This window comes from Streptomyces marokkonensis (assembly GCF_039539045.1).
Taxonomy (GTDB): domain Bacteria; phylum Actinomycetota; class Actinomycetes; order Streptomycetales; family Streptomycetaceae; genus Streptomyces; species Streptomyces marokkonensis.
In genome coordinates, this window is the sequence record NZ_BAABCQ010000148.1 from 1 (window position 1) to 19,649 (window position 19,649).

Here is a 19,649-nt window from a genome sequence, read left to right on the forward strand (position 1 = left end):
GGGGGTGCCGTGCTCGGTGACCGCACCGGTGACCGGGCCGTGCCGCGCAGTCGGCTGCCGTTTCTTTCCGGCGCCGACAGGCTTCGCCAGCTCACCTGGCACGCACAAAGACGCATGCCGTCGCGCCGTGGGTGAGAACCCCCCTTTCGAACCGGATACAGAGCCGGACCGCCCCTGGGGCGGGCGGTCCGCCGGACGAGAGGGACCAGACTCATGAGCTCAGTCCTGCAGCCGGCGTCGACGGGCAACGAGCCGTCGCGCGAGCCGTCTTCCGATCCGTCACCCGCCGGGAAGTACCGGCCCGTCTCCTCGCATCTGGCGATAGCACCGCCGGTGAGCGTGGTGATACCCGCCATGAACGAGGCGGAGAACCTTCCCTACGTCTTCAAGACACTGCCCGACTGGGTCCACGAGGTGGTCCTGGTGGACGGCAACTCCACCGACGGCACCGTCGAGGTCGCCCGGGAGCTGTGGCCGGACGTCAAGGTCGTCGAGCAGCGCGGCAAGGGCAAGGGCGACGCGCTGATCACCGGCTTCAAGGCGTGCACCGGGGACATCATCGTGATGGTCGACGCCGACGGCTCGGCCGACGGCCAGGAGATCGTGTCGTATGTCTCCGCCCTCGTCTCGGGCGCGGACTTCGCCAAGGGCTCGCGCTTCGCCAACGGCGGCGGCACCGACGACATGACCTTCATCCGCAAGCTCGGCAACCGCGCCCTGTGCGCGGTGGTCAACCAGAAGTTCGGCGCCCGCTACACCGACCTGTGCTACGGCTACAACGCCTTCTGGCGGCACTGCCTGGACAAGATCGACCTCGACTGCACCGGCTTCGAGGTCGAGACCCTGATGAACATCCGGGTCGTCAAGGCCGGCCTGAAGGTCCAGGAGATACCCAGCCACGAGTACCTGCGCATCCACGGCGTCAGCAACCTGCGTGCCGTGCGGGACGGGTTGCGGGTGCTCAGAGTGATCCTCGACGAGCGCTCCAACCGGCGTGCGCTGCGCAGCCGTACGCACGCGCCGACACTGGCCTCGGTGGGCCCGGCGGGCCCGGTCGCCCCGGCCGCCCCGGCCGTCCCGGTCCGGAGGAAGGCGTCTTGATCGGTTCCGACGCCTCGCCCACGATCTCCGTCGTGATCTGCGTCTACACCGAGGACCGCTGGGAGGACATCCTCGCGGCGGTTTCCTCGGTGCGGGCGCAGTCCCACCAGGCCCGGGAGACCCTGCTGGTCGTCGACCACAACCAGGCGCTGAGGGACCGGCTGCTGAAGGAGTACAAGGAGACGCGGGAGGTGCGAGTGCTCGCCAACGCGGGCCCCCGCGGCCTGTCCGCCGGCCGCAACACCGGCATCGCCGCCTCGCGCGGGGAGGTGATCGCCTTCCTCGACGACGACGCCGTGGCCGAGCGCGACTGGCTGCGGCACTTCGCCGAGGGGTACGCCGACCCGGCGGTCGTCGCCGTCGGCGGGCGCACGGTGCCGATCTGGGCGTCCGGACGCCGGCCCGACTGGTTCCCGGAGGAGTTCGACTGGGTGGTGGGCTGCACGTACCGGGGCCTGCCGCCCGGCCGGGTCCGGGTGCGCAACGTGCTGGGCGGCAACGCCTCCTTCCGGCGCGAGGCGTTCGACGCGGCGGGCGGCTTCGCCACCGGTATCGGGCGGGACGGCGACAAGCGACCGCTGGGCTGCGAGGAGACCGAGCTGTGCATCCGGCTCACCCGCGCCCGGCCCGACGCCGTACTGCTGATCGACGACCGGGCGGTGATCCACCACCGGGTGCCCGAGGTGCGCGAGCACTTCGGCTACTTCCGTACCCGCACCTACGCCGAGGGACTCTCCAAAGCCCTGGTGGCGCGCAGCGTCGGCGCGGACAAGGGCCTCGAGTCCGAACGCCGGTACGCCACCCGCGTCCTGCCGGCCGGCGTGGTGCGCGGACTGCGCGACGCCGTGCTGGCCCGGCCGGGCGGCGCGGGCCGGGCGGGAGCGATCGTCGCCGGGGTACTCACGGCGGCGGGCGGCTACGCGGTGGGGAGTCTGCGGGCTCGGCGGGGCGGCGCCACCTTCTCCGTGGCGCCCGTCGAAGGGGGCGCGCATGACTGAGTCGGACGACGCGGACACGCGCGTGCCGGCCCTCATGTACCACGCCGTCGCGGCCGAACCGAACGACGCGACCCGCGACCTGTCGGTGACCCCGGCGGCGTTCGCCGAGCAGATGGCCGTGATCGCCGACCGGGGACTCACCCCGATCGGCACGGCGGAGCTGGCCGCCGCCTGGCGCTCCGGGCGCCCGCTGCCGAAGCGGCCCGTCCTCATCACCTTCGACGACGGCTACGAGGGCGTGCACCGGCACGCCCTGCCCGCCCTCGCGCGGCACGGCTTTCCGGCCACCCTGTTCGTCTCGACCGGCTGGCTGCGCGGCCCGTACGACACCGGGGGCGCCCTGGACACCATGCTCGACTGGGACCAGGTCCGCGAACTGGCCGCCGCCGGCGTGGAGATCGGCGGGCACAGCCACACCCATCCGCAGCTCGACCAGCTCGCCGAGGAGCGGCTGCGGTACGAGCTGATCCACTGCAAGGAGATCGTCGCCGACCAAGTGGGCGCCGTACCGGCCTCGTTCGCCTACCCCTACGGGTACTCCGACCGCCGGGTGCGGCGGGCGGTGCGCGAGACGGGGTACGCGCAGGCGCTCGCCGTCGGCAACGGCCTGGCTCGCCGCGCCCAGGGGCCGTACGCCCTGCGGCGGGTCACCGTGCGCCGCGGCACGGGGCCCGACGAGTTCGCCCGGCTCGTCGAGGGCCGCGCGATCGCCCGTACCTTCGCCCGGGACCGGGCCCTCACCAAGGGGTACGCCGCACTGCGCAGGGCCCGTCAGCTGCGGGGGCGGGTGCTGGGTGCCGGTGCCTGAACCGCCGGCCACCGGCCGCTTCGACCCCGTGCCTTGCGCGCCGGGTGGGCCGGGTGGCCCGCGCGTGCCCGGGAAACCGGGTGCACGCGGCGGCCGGGTGCCGGATCATGGCGGCATGTCCGTGAACCCGCACGACACCCTGCCGATCCGGCTCAACGTCGACGACAGCGACTCCCCGTCCGATGTCGTCGACGCGCTGTTCCTCGGCCGTTTCGCGACGGGCGAGCAGCCCTTCGCGCACGCCGCGAACATCGACCGCGTGAGGTCCGGGGCGACCCTGCTGCCGCCCGGCGCCCGCGTGCTGCGCCTCGCCCGCGACGACGACCGCAGCGCGACGCTGGCGGAGGGCGACGGCTGGACGCTGCTGGTCTCGCGCTGGAACCGGGGCGCCGACGTCACCGTGACGGCGACCAGCTCCGACCTGGCCGAGAAGGTGCTCGCCGACGCGACGGACGGCGCGGCGGACGAGCCCGAACCACAGCCGGAGAACGTCACGATGGGCTTCTGGTACGTCTCCCCGCGCCGCGGTCCGCACCGCACCACCCGGCAGATCTCCGCGGGCACCTGGGACGAGGTCCGGGCCAACTACACGGCGCCGGTCGCGGACGCGATGGACCGCCTGATGAAGACGACGCCCGAGGACATCGCGGGCCGACTGCTGCTCCTGCACGGGCCGCCCGGCACCGGCAAGACGTCGGCGCTGCGCACCCTCGCCCGGTCCTGGCGGGACTGGTGCCAGGTGGACTGCGTGCTGGACCCGGAGCGGCTCTTCTCCGACGTCGGCTATCTGATGGACATCGCCATCGGCGAGGAGGACTCGGCGGGCAAGGGCCGCTGGCGGCTGCTGTTGCTGGAGGACTGCGACGAGCTGATCCGCGGCGAGGCCAAGCACACCGCCGGCCAGGCGCTCTCGCGGCTGCTGAACCTGACCGACGGACTACTCGGCCAGGGCCGCAACGTCCTGGTGGGGGTGACCACCAACGAGGACCTGGAGCGCCTCCACCCCGCCGTCGTCCGTCCCGGCCGCTGCCTGGCCCGCATCGAGGTCGGCGCGCTGACCCGCCGGGAGGCGGTGGACTGGCTGGGCACCGAGGAGGGAGTGGGCCGGGAGGGCGCGACGCTGGCGGAGCTGTACGCGCTGCGCCGGGGCACCTCGCCCACCGCGCTGCCGGAGCCGCGGGCCGGGGCGGAGGCCGGCCTCTACCTGTAGCGAGGACGGCCGGGTGTTTCGACGGGGCGTGTTTTGATGGGGGTATGAGCCTGTTCGTCGGCACGTCGGGCTGGCAGTACCGGGACTGGCGGGACGTCCTGTACCCGCCCGGTCTGCCCGTCCGGCTGTGGCTGGAACGGTACGCGGCCGCTTTCGCGACGGTCGAGATCAACAACGCCTTCTACCGGCTGCCCGCGCGGGAAACGTTCGAGGCATGGCGCGAGCGGGTGCCGGCGGACTTCGTGGTCGCCGTCAAGGCGAGCCGCTACCTCACCCACATCAAGCGCCTGCGGGACCCCGAGGAGCCGGTCGACCGCCTGATGACCCACGCGGCCGGCCTGGGCGACCGCCTCGGCCCGGTCCTGCTGCAACTGCCGCCCACGCTGCGGGGCGACGCGGGCCTCCTGGACGCCTGCCTCGCCTGCTTCCCGCCCGGCACCCGGGTCGCGGTGGAGCCCCGGCACGAGTCCTGGTGGACGCCCGAGGTACGGGAGGTCCTCACCTCGCGGGGCGCGGCACTGTGCTGGGCCGACGTCCGGGCCCGCCCGGTCACCCCACTGTGGCGCACCACCGACTGGGGCTACGTCCGCTTCCACCAGGGCCGCGCCGCCCCCTGGCCGCACTACGGACGCCGGTCGCTGGCGACGTGGGTCCAGCGCATCCAGGACACCTGGCCTCAGCAGGACGTCCACGCGTACTTCAACAACGACCCGAACGCGGCGGCCGTCCGGGACGCGGCGACGTTCGCCGGGCTGGCGCGAGCAGTGCGACCGACGGTCACCCGCACCCCCCGAGGGGCGCGGGGCTGAGACATCGCGCGGCTCCGCCTCGAGGGCGCGACCGGCCCCAGCGCACCCACGGACGGCCCTCGGCCCCCACCAGAACGGCGTTCAGCCCCCGCACAGAACGGCGCTCAGTCCCCGCACAGAACGGCGCTCAGTCCCCGCACAGAACGGCGTTCAATCCCCGTAAGCCGCCCGCAGGGCCTCCCGCACCGCGCCCAGCGCGTCCGCCTCCGCGATCCCGAGCCGCCGTGCCCGCTCGGCATAACCCTGTGCGGCGGACGCCAACTCCCGCTCCGCCGCCGACCCCGCGGCGGCGACGAACGTTCCGTTGCGCCCCCGTGTCTCGATCACCCCGTCCCCCTCCAGGGCCCGGTACGCCTTGGCGACCGTGTTCGCGGCGAGCCCCAGGGACTCGGCCAGCCCGCGCACGGTCGGCAGCCGGTACCCGACCGGCAGCGCCCCCGACCGCGCCTGTTCGGAGATCTGCGCGCGCACCTGCTCGTAGGGCGGGGCACCGTCGTCGATGTCGATCTTCAAGGTCACGCAGCGATTGTCGCGCATCCCCCGGAAAATGAGAGGCAGCCGACCGCCCGCCCGCCGTAGCGTGCGCCCACATGACCGTTCTCGTACGCGATCTGCGTCCTGATGATCCGGCCGATGTCGCGGCCTTCGCGCACGTCCGCCATCTCGCCGTGCCGTTCATCCTGTGGACGCCCGAGGGCGTCGTCCACCGCCTCGTCCACACCCACCCGGACTCCAGGAGCCGTTCCCTCGTCGCGGAGGAGGACGGCGAGACGATCGGCACGGCGCAGATCGGACTGGTCCACGACAGCCCCGAACCCGGCCAGGCGTACCTCAACGTCTACGTCCACCCGGACAGGCTCCGACGCGGCGCCGGCGGGCTGCTGGTGCGTACGGCCGAGGAGTACCTGGCCACCGAGGGGGCGACGAAGCTGTTCGCCTGGGTGCTGGACGGGCCCGCCAACCTGGCCTTCGCCGAGCGGCACGGCTACGAGCGGCGGCGCTCCGCCCACTTCCTCCGCCTGGACCTGGCGAACGGCACGCTCCCACCCCCGCCGTCCCCTCCCCCGGGTGTCGAACTGCGCACCGCCGCCGACTTCGCCGACGATCCCCGCCCGATGTTCGAGCTGGACGCGGAGACGCTGGCCGACGAACCCAGCGACGTCGACGTCGAGTTCACGGACTACGAGGCCTGGCTCGCGGAGACCTGGCGGCACCCGCTGCTCAACCGTGAACTGACCTCGGTCGCTGTCGTCGACGGCCGCCCCATCGCCTTCAGCGTCGCCTACACCGACGGCGGCATACGCTACTCGTCCGCGATGACCGGCACCGTCCGCACCCACCGCGGCCGGGGACTCGCCAAGCTCACCAAGACCGACTCCCTGCACCGGGCCCGCGCCGCCGGGTACACGGAGGCGTTCACCGGCAACGACACCGACAACGGTCCGATGCTCGCCGTCAACAAGTGGCTCGGGTACGAGATCTGCGCCACGGAGGTGCGTCATGTCCGCGAACTCGGCTGAGACGACGGGCGGGGTGGACGTCGTCGACGTCGTCCTGGTCAAGGCGGGCCGTACGAAGATCCGGTACTCGAGCGAGCTGCTGCACGACGACGGCACCCGCCTCGCAGTCCGCGCCCCCTGGGCCGGTGCCGGCGTCCGCGACTTCGGCTTCGTCCGCTTCGAGGCGGGCGACGTCTTCACCGAGTACTACTGGCGCGACAGGTGGTACGCCGTGAAGGAGGTGCGCACCGGCACGGGCGCGCTGAAGGGCTGGTACTGCGACATCACCCGCCCCGCCGTGCTGACCGGCACGGAACTGGTCGTGGAGGATCTCGACCTGGACCTGTGGCGCTCCGCGGACGGCACGGACGTACGGCGGCTGGACGAGGACGAGTTCGCCGAGAGCGGTCTGGCCGAGCGGGATCCCGAGGCCGCTGCCGCCGCCGTGGCCGCGTTGGACGGGCTGGAACGGCTGGCCCGCGGGGACGACTTCACGGACCTGCTGGAATAGCGCGCCCGGTTCGTCCGGGCGTCGCGACCACCGCGTGCCTCCAGTCCGCCGTCTCCCTCCCCCACAGCGGCGGTGACCGGTCGACGCCGGTGACGCGGTGTCCCTGCTCGGCCGCGAGGAGCGACGGACTGCCGGTGCCGCAGCCCGGGTCGAGGACTTCGCCGGCCCGTGCGGGCAGCCAGGATTCCAGGCGGGCGGCCCAGGCCCGGCGCACGTCGGCGTCGCGCGGACCGTGGTCCGCTCGTCGTCGAACGCCGCGACCGCCGGGTCCCCGTCGACACCCGGCGCGGTCGTCTCGTCACTGTCGTTCGCCATGCCGCCAAGAGTGACATCCGCCACTGACAACGGGATCGGGACGCCGGATCGTGACAACCGCCACTGACAGTCACGCATCGATGAGTAAGTCTCGGGGAATGGGTCTACCTCCGTGAGAACGCGGAACCCGGTGGATCCGTAAGGAGGCAGCCATGCGCCGTCTGACCGTGCAGAAGCCCCTGAAGAAGGCCGACGCCCGCCGAGTCCGCGAGGAGGCCGACGAGCGCCCGGCGGGGCGTCCGGAGGTCCGCAAGGACATCGCGCGCACGTGGTGGCCGGAAGGCTGAGGGGCCCGGTCGTCTCATGAGACGCCTCTGAGCAGCCGCTTACGGTAGTGGACGCGGTCGTGGGGCCCGTCCACCCGGCGTTCCACGACCTCATACCCGTACCTGGGGTAGAGGTCCTGGTTCTCCCACATCATCGCGTTGGTGTAGAGCCTCACCTCGGGCAGGCCCAGTGCACGCGCGTGTGCGTCCACGAAGCGCGGCATCCGCCGCCCCACGCCCCTGCCGTGCACGTCGGGGTGGACGGCGATGCTGTCGAGGAAGAGATGGTCCGCGTACGCCTCCAGGACCACGAGGCCCGCGACGCCCCGGGCGGGCTCGCCCGTGACGCCCCGGATGCCTGCGGCCCCGTGACGAAGACCTTCCCCGCGGCCACGTTCGCCGCGTGATCCGCCTCCATGGGCTGCGGCACCACCCCGATGCGCTCGGCGTAGGGGCGGTAGGCGGCGTCGGTGACGGCCCTCACCGCGGGCAGGTCGGCGTTGACCGCCTGCCGGATCCGCTCTTCTCGCATCGGTGCCATGCCGCGAACGGTAGCTACCTCAGCGCAGCCTGAGCACTCCCTTAACGCGACCATAAGGATCTCCATCGCCCCTCGCCGGCAGGCGATTTCGCGGTTCGTGGGGGCTAGCTTGCTGATCACCCCCACGGGTTCCGGGCCCGAGCCCGCGCAAGCCCCCACGTTCCCAGTGACCGTTCGAGGAGTTCCCCATGCCCGCACCATCCGCGTCCCGCAAGGTCGCCGCCGTCGCCGTCGCCGGCCTCGCCCCGCTCGCCCTGACCACGCTGGCCGCCGCCCCCGCGTCCGCCCACGGTTCGATGGGCGACCCGGTCAGCCGGGTGTCGCAGTGCCACGCCGAGGGCCCCGAGAACCCGAAGTCCGACGCGTGCAAGGCGGCGGTCGCCGCCGGCGGCACCCAGGCGCTCTACGACTGGAACGGCATCCGCATCGGCAACGCCGCCGGAAAGCACCAGGAGCTGATCCCGGACGGCAAGCTGTGCAGCGCCAACGACCCGGCCTTCAAGGGCATGGACCTGGCCCGCGCCGACTGGCCCGCGACCAGCGTGAGCAGCGGCTCGTACACCTTCAAGTACCGCGTGACGGCCCCGCACGTGGGCACCTTCAAGGTGTACATCACCAAGCCGGGTTACGACCCGGCGGGACCGCTGGGCTGGGGCGACCTGGACCTGTCCGCGCCGGTGGCGACGGTCACCGACCCGGCCGCCTCGGGTGGCTTCTACACCTTCTCCGGCACGCTCCCCGAGCGTTCCGGCAAGCACCTGCTGTACGCGGTGTGGCAGCGCTCGGACAGCCCGGAGGCGTTCTACTCCTGCTCCGACATCTCCTTCGGCGGCGCCAACAGCGATGCGGCGGACGGCGACACGGCGAGCGGGGACACGGCGAGCGGGGACACGGCGAGTGGGGACAGCGCGGACGGTGCCGCCCCGGCCCCCGAGGCCTCCGCGCCGTCCGAGGAGCAGATCGCGGCCGCGGCCGACAAGTCGACGATCGAGCACCACGGCCACGGCGACCAGGACGCCGAGACGACGACGGACCCGACGGATCCGGCCGCCCCCGAGGAGGCGCCGGACGCGGCCGCGGACACCGTCGCCGAGGCCGCCGGTTCCGGCGAGCCCAACCAGGTCAAGGCCGCCGGCGCGGGCACCGAGAACCTCGCCGAGACCGGCGGGGACAGCACCACGCCCTACATCGCCGTCGGTGGCGCCGCCGCCCTGGCGGTCGGTGCGGCCGTCCTGTTCGCGTCGGTGCGCCGGCGGGCGACGACCGGTGGCCGGCACAGCGGCTGACCCACGACGCGGGGGAAGGCGGGGTCTGTCCGGCGGCTCAGGCCGGGCAGACCCCGTTCGGCGTGCCCGGGCGCCCGCCGGTCGATGACGTCGGGTGACGGGAGGTCACCAGGCGGGCCGTATCCGCCCGCCGGGCGCCACACGCAGCAGTCGGTCACGCAGCGCGCGGACCTCGCTCTCGCCCAGCACGTCGACCCACGCGCGCACGGCCTCCGCCGCCGCCTCCTCCGCGGCCCGCGTGCAGGCCCACCCCGACTCGGTCAGTACGACCAGCCGGGCCCGCGCGTCGCCGGGGTGCGGCCGGCGTTCGACGTACCCCTTGCGGACCAGCTCGTCGACGAGCTGACTGGCGGCCTGCTTGGTCATCCCGAGGTGCGTGGCGAGGTCGGTGACCGTCGCACCGTCCGGGGCCAGCCGGACGAAGGCGAAGCCGTGCGCGGGCCGTACTCCTTCGAAGCCGCGGGCGACGACACCCTCGTGGATGCGCTGCGTGAGCCCTCCGGCGGCGGCAAGCAGGGCGGCGGACAGGGCCATGGCGTCGGAATTCTGCACGGGGCATTGAAACACCCTTGACGCATCGGTCAAGCAGCTTGACCATGAGGACCGGCAAAGTAGTCAAGTTGGTTGACCAATACACCGGCAGGAGTCCGCCATGCCCGTCGTCCGCTCGTCCGAAGCCGTCACCCACGAGATCCACGGCGCCCGTTTCGTCTCGTACGCCACTCCCCGCACCGGCAGCAAGGAGCTGTGCGCCTGGCGGGGCGAGATCCCGGCGGGCACGAAGGCGCCCGCGCACAGCGTCGACCGGGAGGAGATCTTCCACCTGCTCACCGGCGAACTGCTGATCACCCTCGACGGCCGCACCGAGCGCGTCACCGCGGGCGACACGGTGATCATCAATCCGGGGGCGACCCTCGCCGTCGAGAACCCGACCGACCGGACCGCGACCTCCTGGGTCACCACGTCCGTCGGCCTTCAGGCGGAGCTGGCCGACGGCACCCGGCTCACTCCCCCGTGGGCCAACTGACCCGCGGGGGCCTCACGCCGCCAGCGACCCCGGCATCACCGCCCTCGGCCCGAACTTCGCCCGCGCGCGGTCCGCGACCTCCTCGATCCGGCGGACCTTCTCGTCCACGGGGTCGAAGGTGAGCTGGTGGGAGGCCTGCTCGGCGGGGGCGAGGCCCTCGGCCCGCAGAGCGACCGAGCGGACCCGGGCACGCTGGAGGCCGAGCGCCTCGTACATGTCGTACGCGGTCCGGGTCAGCGCCGCCGAGTGCGCGGTCGGCTCCTTCAGGGTGCGGCTTCGGGTGGTCGCGGAGCGGTCGGCGTAGCGCACGGTGAGGGTGAGGGTGCGGCAGACCTTGTCCACGGCGCGCAGCCGGGAGCCCAGTTCCCCGGCGGCCGAGAGCAGGGCGCGGCGGTGCCGGCCGGGGTCGAGTTCGTCGCGGGTGAAGGGGCGTTCGGTGGCCAGGGACCGTGAGACGCCGTTGGGTACGACCCGGCCGCGGTCGACGCCCCCCGCCTTCTCGCGCAGTTCGCGGCCCGCCTTGGCGCCGACCAGCCGCTGGAGCGTGGACAGGGGCGCGGCGGCGACCCGGCCGAGGGTGTCGAGACCGTACTCGCACAGGGTGCGGGCGGTCGCGGTGCCGACGCCGGGCAGTGCGGCGACGGGTTTGTCGGCGAGGAACTCCCGCACCTCACCCTCGGGCACCGCGCGGGTCAGCCCCGGCCGGGCGTCCCGCAGGGCCATGCGGGCCAGCATCGGGCCCGGTCCGGCGCCGGTCACGCAGTCGACGCCGTACAGCGCGAGGGAGCGGACGCGGATCACCGAGGCCAGTTCCACGGCGTCGCGCCCGAAGTACCGCTCGGCGCCGCGCAGGTCGGCCAGCGCCCCGTCCGGCGGCAACGCCTCGACGACCGGCGTGAACTCCTCCAGCAGCCCCAGCAGCTGGGGCAGGGCCGCCTCGTACATCGGCGGCAGCTGGAAACGTACGCAGAGAATGGTCATCCCGCACTCCCCGGACTCTGGTGCCACAACTTCCTTCCCACCGCGGGCCCTTCGCCCGCGGGGCGCAGGTCGGCCCATGGGTGCATCTCGTACCCCGTGGACATGCGGATGCGCCGCTGTTCCATCGGGTCCCGGGCCGCGGAACCCGTCGGCGCGGGCTGCCCGTCCGAACCGGCCAGGCGTGTGCGCGCCGGGCCGTCGCCGGGACCGTCACCCGAGGGCCCGCCCGTTCCGCCCGTTCCGGCCAACCGGGCCGCGACGCCCTCCAGCCCCTCCTCCCGGCGCACCTCCAGCAGGTCGGCGAGGTTCCAGACGGCGGAGCCGACCACGCTGAGGCTGCGCGGGCCGCGCCGCTGCACCACCCCGCGCACCAGCAGCAGCCAGGAGTGGAAGACGGTGTGCGCGCAGGCGTCGTGGGAGTCGTCGAAGAAGGCGAGGTCGACCAGGCCTGTGCCGTCGTCCAGGGTGGAGAAGATGACCCGCCGGCCGGAGCGGATCGGCGGTGTCTGGGTGGCCGCCTTGGCGCCCGCGACCAGCACCGTCTCCCCGTGCCGGGCGTCGCGCAGCCGCTTGGCCGACATGACGCCCAGCTCGTTCAGGAAGATGCGGTGGTCGTCCATCAGGTTGCGCGAGGCGTCCATGGAGAGCACGCCCAGTTCGGCGCTGAGTTTCTCCGCCGAGGTGAGGTCGGGAAGTCCGGCCGGGGCGGTCTTCCGTCCGCCGGACAGGGGGAGCTGGTCGCCGCGTCCGGCCCGGGCGCCGCGATGCAGCTCGGTCAGGTGCAGTTGCAGGTCGCGGCGGTTGGCGCCGAACGCGTCCAGCGCGCCGACCTGGGCGAGCCGTCCGGCCAGCGGCCTGCTGGGGCGGGCCCGTTCCCAGAAGTCGAGCAGGGAGGCGTACGGCTGCCCGTCGGCGATCCGCTCCGCCTCGGCCTCGCTGATGCCGTGCACGTCACGGAGGGCCAATCGGAGCCCCCACACCCGCGATTCAGACATCAGTTCGATCCTGTGTGCGACCCCCGACTTGTTCACGTCCAACGGCAGTATCGGCACCCCGCGCCGCCGCGCGTCCGCCAGCAGCAGCCGCTTGGGATACATGCCGGGGTCGTGGGTGAGCAGACCCGCGTAGAAGGCGGCCGGGTGGTGCGCCTTCAGCCACGCCGACTGGTACGTCGGCACGGCGAAGGCGACGGCGTGCGCCTTGCAGAAGCCGTACGAACCGAAGGCCTCGACGATCTCCCAGGTCCGCTGAATCGTTTCCGCGTCATATCCGTTCGCCGTCGCGTGCTGCGCGAACCACACCTTGATCCGCCCCTGCGACTCCGGGTCGGACAACCCGCGCCGCACCCGGTCCGCCTCACCGCGCCCGCAGCCGGTCATGATGTCCACGATGTCGATGATCTGCTCGTGGAAGACGACGACCCCGTACGTGCTTTCCAGGGGCTCCGACAAATCGTCGTGCGGATAACGCACCGGTGCCCGCCCGTGCCGGGCCTCGATGAACGGCCGCACCATGTCGGCGGCGACCGGGCCGGGCCGGAAGAGCGAGATGTCGACGACGAGATCGTGGAAGCCGGCCGGCTGGAGCCTGCCGACCAGGTCCCGCTGCCCCGGCGACTCGATCTGGAAGCAGCCCAGCGTCTCGGCGGAGCGGATCAGCCGGTACGTCGCCGGATCGCCGTCCGGCACCGCGTCCAGGTCGATCTCGGTGCCCGTCGCCCGCTTCACCTCGGTGACCGCGTACGCCATCGCCGACTGCATCCGCACGCCGAGCACGTCCAGCTTGAGCAGCCCGAGATCCTCGACGTCGTCCTTGTCGAACTGCGCCATGGGGAAGCCCTCGCCGCTGGTCGGCATGACCGGCGTACGGGAGAGCAGGGAGGCGTCGGAGAGGAGCACTCCGCAGGGGTGCATGGCGACGCCGCGCGGGAGGGCGTCGAGGCCCTCCACCAGCTCCCACAGCTTCCCGTACCTCTCCTTCTCCCCCGCCAGCTCCCTCAGCTCGGGCAGCTCCTCGAGAGCCGCGCGGGCGTCGCGGGCGCGGATGTGCGGGAAGGACTTGGCGACGCGGTCGATCTCGGCCGGGTCCATGGACAGGGCGGCGCCGACGTCGCGGATGGCGTGGCGCACCCGGTACGTCTCCGGCATGGCGACCGTGGCGACCCGCTCGGTGCCGAAGCGGCCGATGATCGCGCGGTAGACCTCCAGGCGGCGCGCGGACTCCACGTCGATGTCGATGTCGGGCAGCACGACCCGCTCCCTGGACAGGAAGCGTTCCATCAGCAGCCCGTGCTCGACCGGGTCGGCGTGCGCGATGCCGAGGAGGTGGTTGACGAGCGAGCCGGCGCCGGAGCCGCGCGCGGCGACCCGGATGCCCATGTCCCGTACGTCGTCCACCACTTGGGCAACGGTGAGGAAGTACGAGGCGAAGCCGTGGTGGGCGATGATGTCCAGCTCGTGGTGCATCCGCTCCCAGTGGCGCCGCGCGCCGGGGGAACGGTCGTAGCCGCGCCGCACCATGCCCGCCGCCGCCCGGGAGGCGAGCGCGCGCTGGGCGGTGCGACGGCCGGCGCCCACGAGGTGCGGTTCGGGGAAGTGGACGGCGCCCATGCCGAGGTCGTCCTCGGGATCGACCAGGCACTCGGCGGCCGTCGCCCGGGTCTGCTCCAGCAGGCGGTGGGCCACCTCGCGCCGGAAGCCCGCGGCCTCCACGACGCGCTCGGCGGCGTGCCGCATGGCGTCCGCGCCCTTGAGCCAGGCCTCACCGGAGTCCAGCTCCTTGGTGGCGTCGATGGGGACGAGGCGGCGGGCGGCGTCCAGTACGTCGGCGACCTGACCCTGGCCGGGGTCGGCGTAGCGGACGGCGTTGGCGAGCACCGGCCGGACGCCCTGCTCGGCGGCGAAGCCGACGGTACGGGCCGCCAGGCGCAGGGAGCCGGGGCCGGTCCCTTCACGACCGTGCCAGACGGCCTCCAGGCGCAGGGCGTCGCCGTAGACCTCCCGCCAGGGGGCGAGGAGCCGGGCCGCGCGGTCGGGACGGCCGGCGGTGAGGGCGCGGCCGACGTCGGAGTCGGGTCCGAGCAGGACGGTCAGGCCGTCGGCGTGGTTGTCGGCCCAGGGCAGCAGGGGAGTGTCCGTCACGGTGTGGGCGGCGGAGACGAGGCGGCACAGATCGGCCCAGCCGCGGGCGCCGTCCCGGGCGAGGAAGGTCACCCGGGGGGCCGACTCGTCGACGAAGGCGCCGCCGCGCACGGGGGCGCGGCGCCGGTCCCGGCGTACGGAGGTCTCGGTGCGGTCCCCTTCGGGCTCGGGGGCGGCCACCGCCAGCTCGGCGCCGAACAGCGGACGGATGCCCGCCTTCGCGCAGGCCTTGGCGAAGCGGACCGTGCCCGCGAGAGTGTCGCGGTCGGTGAGGGCGAGGGCGTCCATACCCCGCTCGGCGGCGCGCTCGGCCAGCCGCTCCGGGTGGGAGGCGCCGTAGCGGGCGGAGAACCCGGAGACGGTGTGCAGATGCGTGAAACCCGGCACACGCACCTCCCGAACTCATGAACCGACGCTCTATCGAACACCTGTTCCCAACTGCCTCACCCCCACCATAGACCAATTTTCGAATAGGTGTGCGACATCCGTTCGGACCCGCCCCACCTGCGCAAACACCCTCCGGCCCGGACCGTGGGGACATGTCGCACACCCCAGGCACCGGCACCCGGAGCGTCTCCTTCCGCGACGAGGTGAGGGACGCCGTCACCCCGCGGGCCACTCTGCTCGTGCTCGGCGTGATCGCGCTCCAGCTGCTGTTCATCGCCTCCTACGTGGGCGCGCTGCACGACCCGAAGCCGAAGGACGTGCCCTTCGGGGTGGTCGCGCCCCCGGCAGCGGCCGAGCAGATGGTGAGCAGGCTGGAGCGGCTGCCCGGGTCGCCACTGGACCCGCGCACGGTGGCCGACGCGGCGAACGCCCGGCAGCAGATCGAGGACCGGGAGATCGACGGCGCCCTGGTCCTCGACCCCTCCGGCCCCACCGACACCCTGCTGGTCGCCTCCGGCGGCGGCACCGTCCTCGCCACCACCTTGGAAAGCCTCGTCACCAAGGTGGAACGGGCCGAGGGCCGCACGGTGCGGACCGTCGACGTGGCCCCGGCCTCGGCCCACGACTTCGACGGGCTGTCGTCGTTCTACCTGGTCGTGGGCTGGTGCGTCGGCGGCTATCTGTGCGCCTCGATCCTGGCGATCAGCACCGGCGCCCGGCCCGCCAACCCGCACCGCGCGGCGATCCGGCTGATCGTGATGGCCCTGGTGTCGATCGTCGGCGGACTCGGCGGCGCGGTGATCGTCGGGCCGATCCTCGGCGCGCTGCCCGGCAGCGTGGTGGATCTGTGGGGGCTCGGCGCACTGATCACCTTCGCGGTGGGCGCCGCCACGCTCGCCCTGCAGGGCCTCTTCGGGATCGTCGGCATCGGGCTGGCGATCCTGCTGGTGGTGGTCGCGGGCAACCCGAGCGCGGGCGGCGCCTTCCCACTGCCGATGCTGCCGCCGTTCTGGAAGGAGATCGGCCCGTGGCTGCCGCCGGGCGCGGGCACCTGGGCGGCCCGTTCGATCGCCTACTTCAAGGGCAACGACACGACGGTCCCCCTGCTGGTGCTGTGGGCGTGGGCGGTCGCGGGGACGGTGATCACGGTGCTGGCGTCCGTGCTGCGCCTCAGGCGGCAGGAGGCGGAACTGCCCACCCGGGCCGGCTGACCCGGCGACCCACGCGGGAGCACCACGCCGCGCCGCACACACGCGAAAGCCCCTCGCCGTACACACGCGGAAGTCCCGCCCCTCGCGCGCGGGACGGGACTTCTGCCTGCGGTGTGTGTGCGCTCAGCCGATCTGCGTACCGGTGGCCGACAGGGCCTCCGTCACCGGCTGGAAGAAGGTCTCGCCGCCCGAGGTGCAGTCGCCGCTGCCGCCGGAGGTGAGGCCGACCGCCTGGTCGCCCGAGAAGAGCGAGCCGCCGCTGTCGCCGGGCTCGGCGCAGACGTCGGTCTGGATCAGGCCGTTGACGATGTCGCCGTTGCCGTAGTTCACGGTGGCGTCCAGGCCGGTGACCGTGCCGGAGTGCACCTGGGTGGTGGATCCGCTGCGGGTCACCTCCATGCCGACGGTGGCGTCGGTGGCACCCGAGATGGCCTGCGAGGAGCCGTCGTACAGGTTGACCTCGCTCGGGTGGTCCACCTCGGCGGTGTACTTGACCAGGCCGTAGTCGTCGTCCGGGAAGCTGGACACCTCGTTCTCGCCGATCACGTTCCCGGAGGAGTCCGACCAGCTCGTGATTCCCTCGGTGCAGTGCCCGGCGGTGACGAAGTACGGCTCGCCGCCCTTGGTCACGTTGAAGCCGAGGGAGCAGCGCCCGCCGTTTCCGGTGATGGCGTCACCGCCCGCGACGAAGGGCCTGTACTCACCCTTGGTCCGCTTGAGCTCGGCCTTGGCGCCCAGCCCGTCGACCACCTTGGTCAGCTTGGCCCACTCGGCCTCGGAGACCGTGCGGTCGGCGGTGACGACGACCTTGTTGGTGGTCGGGTCGGTCGCCCAGGAGGTGCCCGGGATGGTGGCGTCCTCGGTGAGGGTGGTGCGCGCGCTCTTCAGCTCGTCGAGCGAGTGCTCGACGACTCTCGCCTCGGCGCCGGCCTCCTCGACGGTCTGTGCGGCGTCCTCGCCGAGCACGTTGACCACGAGGCTCTTCGCCTGCGCGTCGTAGTACGTGCCCGCCGCGTCGGTGCCGAGGTCGCCGAGCAACGTGGAGGCGAGCTTTCCGGCCGCCGTGACCGAGAGGGTCTCGGGCGCGGTGGTCTGCGGGGCCTCGCTGGCGTTCGCAGTCTGGAAGGTGACTCCCGCGGCGACCAGTGCGGTGATTCCCGCACCTACTACCGCGGCACGCCGCCTGGGTATGCGTCGGTGCTTCAACTCGCGTCCTCCTGTGGGGGGTCGGCCCGGGAGGTTGTGGGGACCTCACGGGCCGGAAGGCTGGTTGACGAGCGCCAACTCTCCCAAGCCCACAGGGGGCACACAAGGTCGACTTCAGGACGTGCGCACGACAAGTTCAGCGTGCACACACGCCCTTCACCATTCATGTCCCTTCCAGCAGGATTCGCGGAGCGAACACTCCAGCAAACGCTACGAGTGAGTAACCGGCGACCGGCCGAACCGACTTGCCCCTGTCTGAAATCCGCTCTTGCGTCCAGGTCTCCGAGTGTGCGTCTACACGCGGTGGTGGCCTCTCACCCCCTCCACCCCTCGGCCTCCCGACCCCCGACCCCTCCCCCTCCGACCCGGGCAAGGGGGAACCCCCGCACACCGGCCGGTGTACGGGGGCTCGTCGTGCCGCTGGCTGCGCTTCGGTGAACGGTCGCTCAGTAGACGCTGACGCCGTAGGCGTTCAGGGCCTCCGTGACCGGCTGGAAGAACGTCGTACCGCCGGACCAGCAGTTGCCGCTGCCGCCGGAGGTCAGACCGTACGCGGTGCCGTTGCTGCCGTAGAGCGAGCCGCCGGAGTCGCCGGGCTCGGCGCAGACCGTGGTCTGGATCAGCCCGCCGACGACGTCGCCGCCGCCGTAGTTGACGGTGGCGTTCAGGGCGGTGACCCGGCCGCTGTGCGTGCCGGTGGTGGAACCGTCACGGAGGACGGTGGTGCCCACGCTCGGGGTGGCCGCGCGGGTGATGTCCACGCCGTTCGCGGTGCCGGGCCTGCTGACCGACCCCGAGTACCGCACGATGCCGTAGTCGTTGCCCGGGAAGCTGGAGCCGGCCGTCGAGCCGATGACCGAGGTGCGCCCGGAGTTGGAGTACCAGGTGCCCGCGCCGTCGGTGCAGTGACCGGCGGTCAGGAAGTACTGGGTGCCGCTGCTGCTGCGGACGTTGAAGCCGAGGGAGCACCGCCCGCTGTTCGAGTAGATGGCGTCGCCGCCCTGGATGAGCTTGTTGAACGTGCCGGGGGTGCGCTTGATCGTGAGGGCGTCGGCCTTGTCGCCGGCCTGCTCCTTGATCTTCGCGATCTCGGCCTGGGAGACCGTGCTGTCGACCGTGAGAAGCACCCGGTCGGTCTTGCTGTCGACGGCCCAGGCGGTGCCCGGGACGTCGGCCTTGAGTACCGCGCCGCTGGCGCTGTTGAGCTCGGCGGCGCTGAAGGTGGCCGGGGTGGGCGCTGCGTTCGCGCTGGGGATCGCGATCGCGGCCGCGGCCACGAGTCCGGAGGAAACGGCGATCAGCCGGGTCCGTCTCGTGATGCCGCTGCGGGGGGTGGTGCGCTTGATCCTCACTTTTCGTTCCTCCACAAAGGAAGTCGGGGGCCCTCTTGTGGGGTGGGGCCCGTGAGGCGCAGCCAGGGATGGACGTCCGGGTTCCGGATGCGTCGTGACCCTGACAAGCGCTGAGGTTGGAGTATTCGGCCGAACGACCGGTCGGCGCAAGGGTGCCTTTCGGCCGTCAACCTTTGAACGACTTTCACCGACCCCCGGCGGACCTCAGCGCGGTTCGCGCTCCCCTGCCTCGATCCGGGCGTCCAGGGTGTTCCCCGGCGGCGGGAAGGGGCAGACGAAGTGGTCGGCGAACGCGCACGGCGGCAGCAGCGCGCGGTTGAAGTCGACCACCGTACGGCCCTCCGCGTCCCGCGCGGCCGGGCGCAGGAACCGGAAGCGTTGACGTGCTCCCTGGCCTAAAGTCCAGGGATTCCGGCCTGGGTCGTCTGACCCTTCCGGGGGCTTCCTGCTTCACCGCGCTGTGCGGGCACGGGTGCCCGTCTTATCGGCGCTCCACAGGCGTTTGGTGTCTCCGCCCGTCCGGCGGCGACGATGCGGCGTCCTTCGAAGAGGATATTGCGGGCTGCGTTGTGGTCTCGGTCGTGCACGGTGCCGCACGCGCCGCACGTCCACTCCCGGATGTGGAGGGGTTTGGGGCCGTCCCGGAATCCGCAGGCCGAGCAGAGCTGCGAGGAGGGGAAGGCCCGGTCCACCTTGGCGAAGGCGCGGCCGTGCAGAGCCGCCTTGTATTCCAGCATGCCGACGAACGCGGACCATCCCGCGTCGCGCACGGACTTGGCGAGCCGGGTGCGGCCGAGGCCGGACACCGCGAGGTCTTCCACGTACACCGCTTGGTTGTCGCGGATGATCTGTGTGGATGCCTTGTGGTGCCAGTCCCGGCGCCGGTCCGCCACTTTGGCGTGCCGGCGTGCGACCTTGAGGCGGGCCTTGGCGCGGTTCTTCGATCCCTTGGCCTTACGGGACAGCTCCCGCTGAAGACGCTTGAGCTTCTTCTCCGCCCG

18 protein-coding genes and 3 pseudogenes are annotated in these 19,649 nt (G+C 72.6%); 11 read left to right on the top strand and 10 right to left on the bottom strand.

The genetic code is table 11. From position 1 onward, the window contains the following. Positions 1 to 213: 213 nt before the first annotated feature. The 5 genes from ABEA26_RS28020 to ABEA26_RS28040 all read left to right on the top strand — a co-directional run bounded on the left by ABEA26_RS28020 (position 214) and on the right by ABEA26_RS28040 (position 4,926). The gene (locus ABEA26_RS28020; protein ID WP_345596142.1) at positions 214 to 1,101 is read left to right on the top strand and encodes a glycosyltransferase family 2 protein; all 888 of its coding nucleotides are present in this window, start codon (positions 214 to 216) and stop codon (positions 1,099 to 1,101) included. After that, positions 1,098 to 2,099, top strand: coding sequence for a glycosyltransferase family 2 protein (locus ABEA26_RS28025; protein ID WP_345596143.1), 1,002 nt, complete (start codon positions 1,098 to 1,100; stop codon positions 2,097 to 2,099). Before ABEA26_RS28020 ends, ABEA26_RS28025 begins: the two co-directional genes overlap by 4 nt. Beyond that, complete coding sequence (locus tag ABEA26_RS28030; RefSeq protein WP_345596144.1) at positions 2,092 to 2,907, top strand: polysaccharide deacetylase family protein; 816 nt, start codon at positions 2,092 to 2,094, stop codon at positions 2,905 to 2,907. The genes ABEA26_RS28025 and ABEA26_RS28030 overlap by 8 nt, the downstream gene beginning before the upstream one ends. 115 nt (positions 2,908 to 3,022) lie before the next feature. After that, a complete protein-coding gene (locus tag ABEA26_RS28035; RefSeq protein WP_345596145.1) occupies positions 3,023 to 4,117 on the top strand; it encodes a DUF5925 domain-containing protein in 1,095 nt (364 codons plus the stop codon). A gap of 44 nt (positions 4,118 to 4,161) precedes the next feature. Further along, a complete protein-coding gene (locus ABEA26_RS28040; RefSeq protein ID WP_345596146.1) occupies positions 4,162 to 4,926 on the top strand; it encodes a DUF72 domain-containing protein in 765 nt (254 codons plus the stop codon). Between the two features lie 150 nt (positions 4,927 to 5,076). Here the strand turns inward: ABEA26_RS28040 and ABEA26_RS28045 are convergent, their stop codons facing one another. Continuing rightward, a complete protein-coding gene (locus ABEA26_RS28045; protein ID WP_345596147.1) occupies positions 5,077 to 5,445 on the bottom strand; it encodes a GntR family transcriptional regulator in 369 nt (122 codons plus the stop codon). A 71-nt stretch (positions 5,446 to 5,516) separates the two neighbouring features. Between ABEA26_RS28045 and ABEA26_RS28050 the strand changes: the two genes are divergently transcribed. Continuing rightward, positions 5,517 to 6,446, top strand: coding sequence for a GNAT family N-acetyltransferase (locus ABEA26_RS28050; RefSeq protein WP_345596148.1), 930 nt, complete (start codon positions 5,517 to 5,519; stop codon positions 6,444 to 6,446). After that, positions 6,427 to 6,936: a ribonuclease FAU-1 family protein gene (locus ABEA26_RS28055; RefSeq protein WP_345596149.1), complete on the top strand. Its 510-nt coding sequence runs from the start codon at positions 6,427 to 6,429 to the stop codon at positions 6,934 to 6,936. The genes ABEA26_RS28050 and ABEA26_RS28055 overlap by 20 nt, the downstream gene beginning before the upstream one ends. Positions 6,937 to 7,000: 64 nt before the next feature. Here ABEA26_RS28055 and ABEA26_RS28060 read toward each other — a convergent pair. Continuing rightward, a pseudogene (locus ABEA26_RS28060) lies at positions 7,001 to 7,251 on the bottom strand (class I SAM-dependent methyltransferase); the annotation flags it as partial. 152 nt (positions 7,252 to 7,403) lie between these two features. Here ABEA26_RS28060 and ABEA26_RS28065 point away from each other — a divergent pair. After that, entirely contained in the window at positions 7,404 to 7,538 is a 135-nt protein-coding gene (locus tag ABEA26_RS28065; RefSeq protein WP_345596150.1) for a hypothetical protein, read from the top strand. Between the two features lie 14 nt (positions 7,539 to 7,552). Here ABEA26_RS28065 and ABEA26_RS28070 read toward each other — a convergent pair. After that, positions 7,553 to 8,049, bottom strand: a pseudogene (locus ABEA26_RS28070) (GNAT family N-acetyltransferase). Positions 8,050 to 8,246: 197 nt separating this feature from the next. On the opposite strand from ABEA26_RS28070, the gene ABEA26_RS28075 reads away from it, so the two are divergent. Then, entirely contained in the window at positions 8,247 to 9,344 is a 1,098-nt protein-coding gene (locus ABEA26_RS28075; RefSeq protein WP_345596151.1) for a lytic polysaccharide monooxygenase auxiliary activity family 9 protein, read from the top strand. Positions 9,345 to 9,449: 105 nt separating this feature from the next. On the opposite strand, the gene ABEA26_RS28080 is transcribed toward ABEA26_RS28075, so the two are convergent. Then, positions 9,450 to 9,896: a MarR family winged helix-turn-helix transcriptional regulator gene (locus ABEA26_RS28080; protein ID WP_345596152.1), complete on the bottom strand. Its 447-nt coding sequence runs from the start codon at positions 9,894 to 9,896 to the stop codon at positions 9,450 to 9,452. Positions 9,897 to 9,996: 100 nt separating this feature from the next. On the opposite strand from ABEA26_RS28080, the gene ABEA26_RS28085 reads away from it, so the two are divergent. Further along, entirely contained in the window at positions 9,997 to 10,371 is a 375-nt protein-coding gene (locus ABEA26_RS28085) for a cupin domain-containing protein (protein WP_345596153.1), read from the top strand. A 12-nt stretch (positions 10,372 to 10,383) separates the two neighbouring features. Here the strand turns inward: ABEA26_RS28085 and ABEA26_RS28090 are convergent, their stop codons facing one another. Together ABEA26_RS28090 and ABEA26_RS28095 are read right to left on the bottom strand one after the other, a co-directional pair. Then, positions 10,384 to 11,352 (bottom strand): DNA polymerase Y family protein, encoded by a 969-nt coding sequence (locus ABEA26_RS28090; RefSeq protein WP_345596154.1) that lies wholly within the window; start codon positions 11,350 to 11,352, stop codon positions 10,384 to 10,386. Next, complete coding sequence (locus ABEA26_RS28095) at positions 11,349 to 14,879, bottom strand: DNA polymerase III subunit alpha (RefSeq protein WP_345596156.1); 3,531 nt, start codon at positions 14,877 to 14,879, stop codon at positions 11,349 to 11,351. Before ABEA26_RS28095 ends, ABEA26_RS28090 begins: the two co-directional genes overlap by 4 nt. 152 nt (positions 14,880 to 15,031) lie before the next feature. Here ABEA26_RS28095 and ABEA26_RS28100 point away from each other — a divergent pair, with 152 nt between their 5' ends. Beyond that, positions 15,032 to 16,090: a DUF3533 domain-containing protein gene (locus tag ABEA26_RS28100; RefSeq protein WP_345596157.1), complete on the top strand. Its 1,059-nt coding sequence runs from the start codon at positions 15,032 to 15,034 to the stop codon at positions 16,088 to 16,090. Positions 16,091 to 16,213: 123 nt separating this feature from the next. Here the strand turns inward: ABEA26_RS28100 and ABEA26_RS28105 are convergent, their stop codons facing one another. From ABEA26_RS28105 to ABEA26_RS28120, 4 genes and pseudogenes are all read right to left on the bottom strand, one after another. After that, positions 16,214 to 17,296: a S1 family peptidase gene (locus ABEA26_RS28105; protein ID WP_345596158.1), complete on the bottom strand. Its 1,083-nt coding sequence runs from the start codon at positions 17,294 to 17,296 to the stop codon at positions 16,214 to 16,216. 446 nt (positions 17,297 to 17,742) lie between these two features. Further along, positions 17,743 to 18,648, bottom strand: a complete 906-nt coding sequence (locus ABEA26_RS28110; protein WP_345596159.1) for a S1 family peptidase — start codon at positions 18,646 to 18,648, stop codon at positions 17,743 to 17,745. 204 nt (positions 18,649 to 18,852) lie between these two features. Then, positions 18,853 to 19,026: pseudogene (locus ABEA26_RS28115) on the bottom strand (DUF1684 domain-containing protein); the annotation flags it as partial. 17 nt (positions 19,027 to 19,043) lie between these two features. Next, positions 19,044 to 19,649, bottom strand: a 606-nt coding sequence (locus ABEA26_RS28120; RefSeq protein ID WP_345596160.1) for an RNA-guided endonuclease TnpB family protein, incomplete at its 5' end; no start/stop codon positions are given.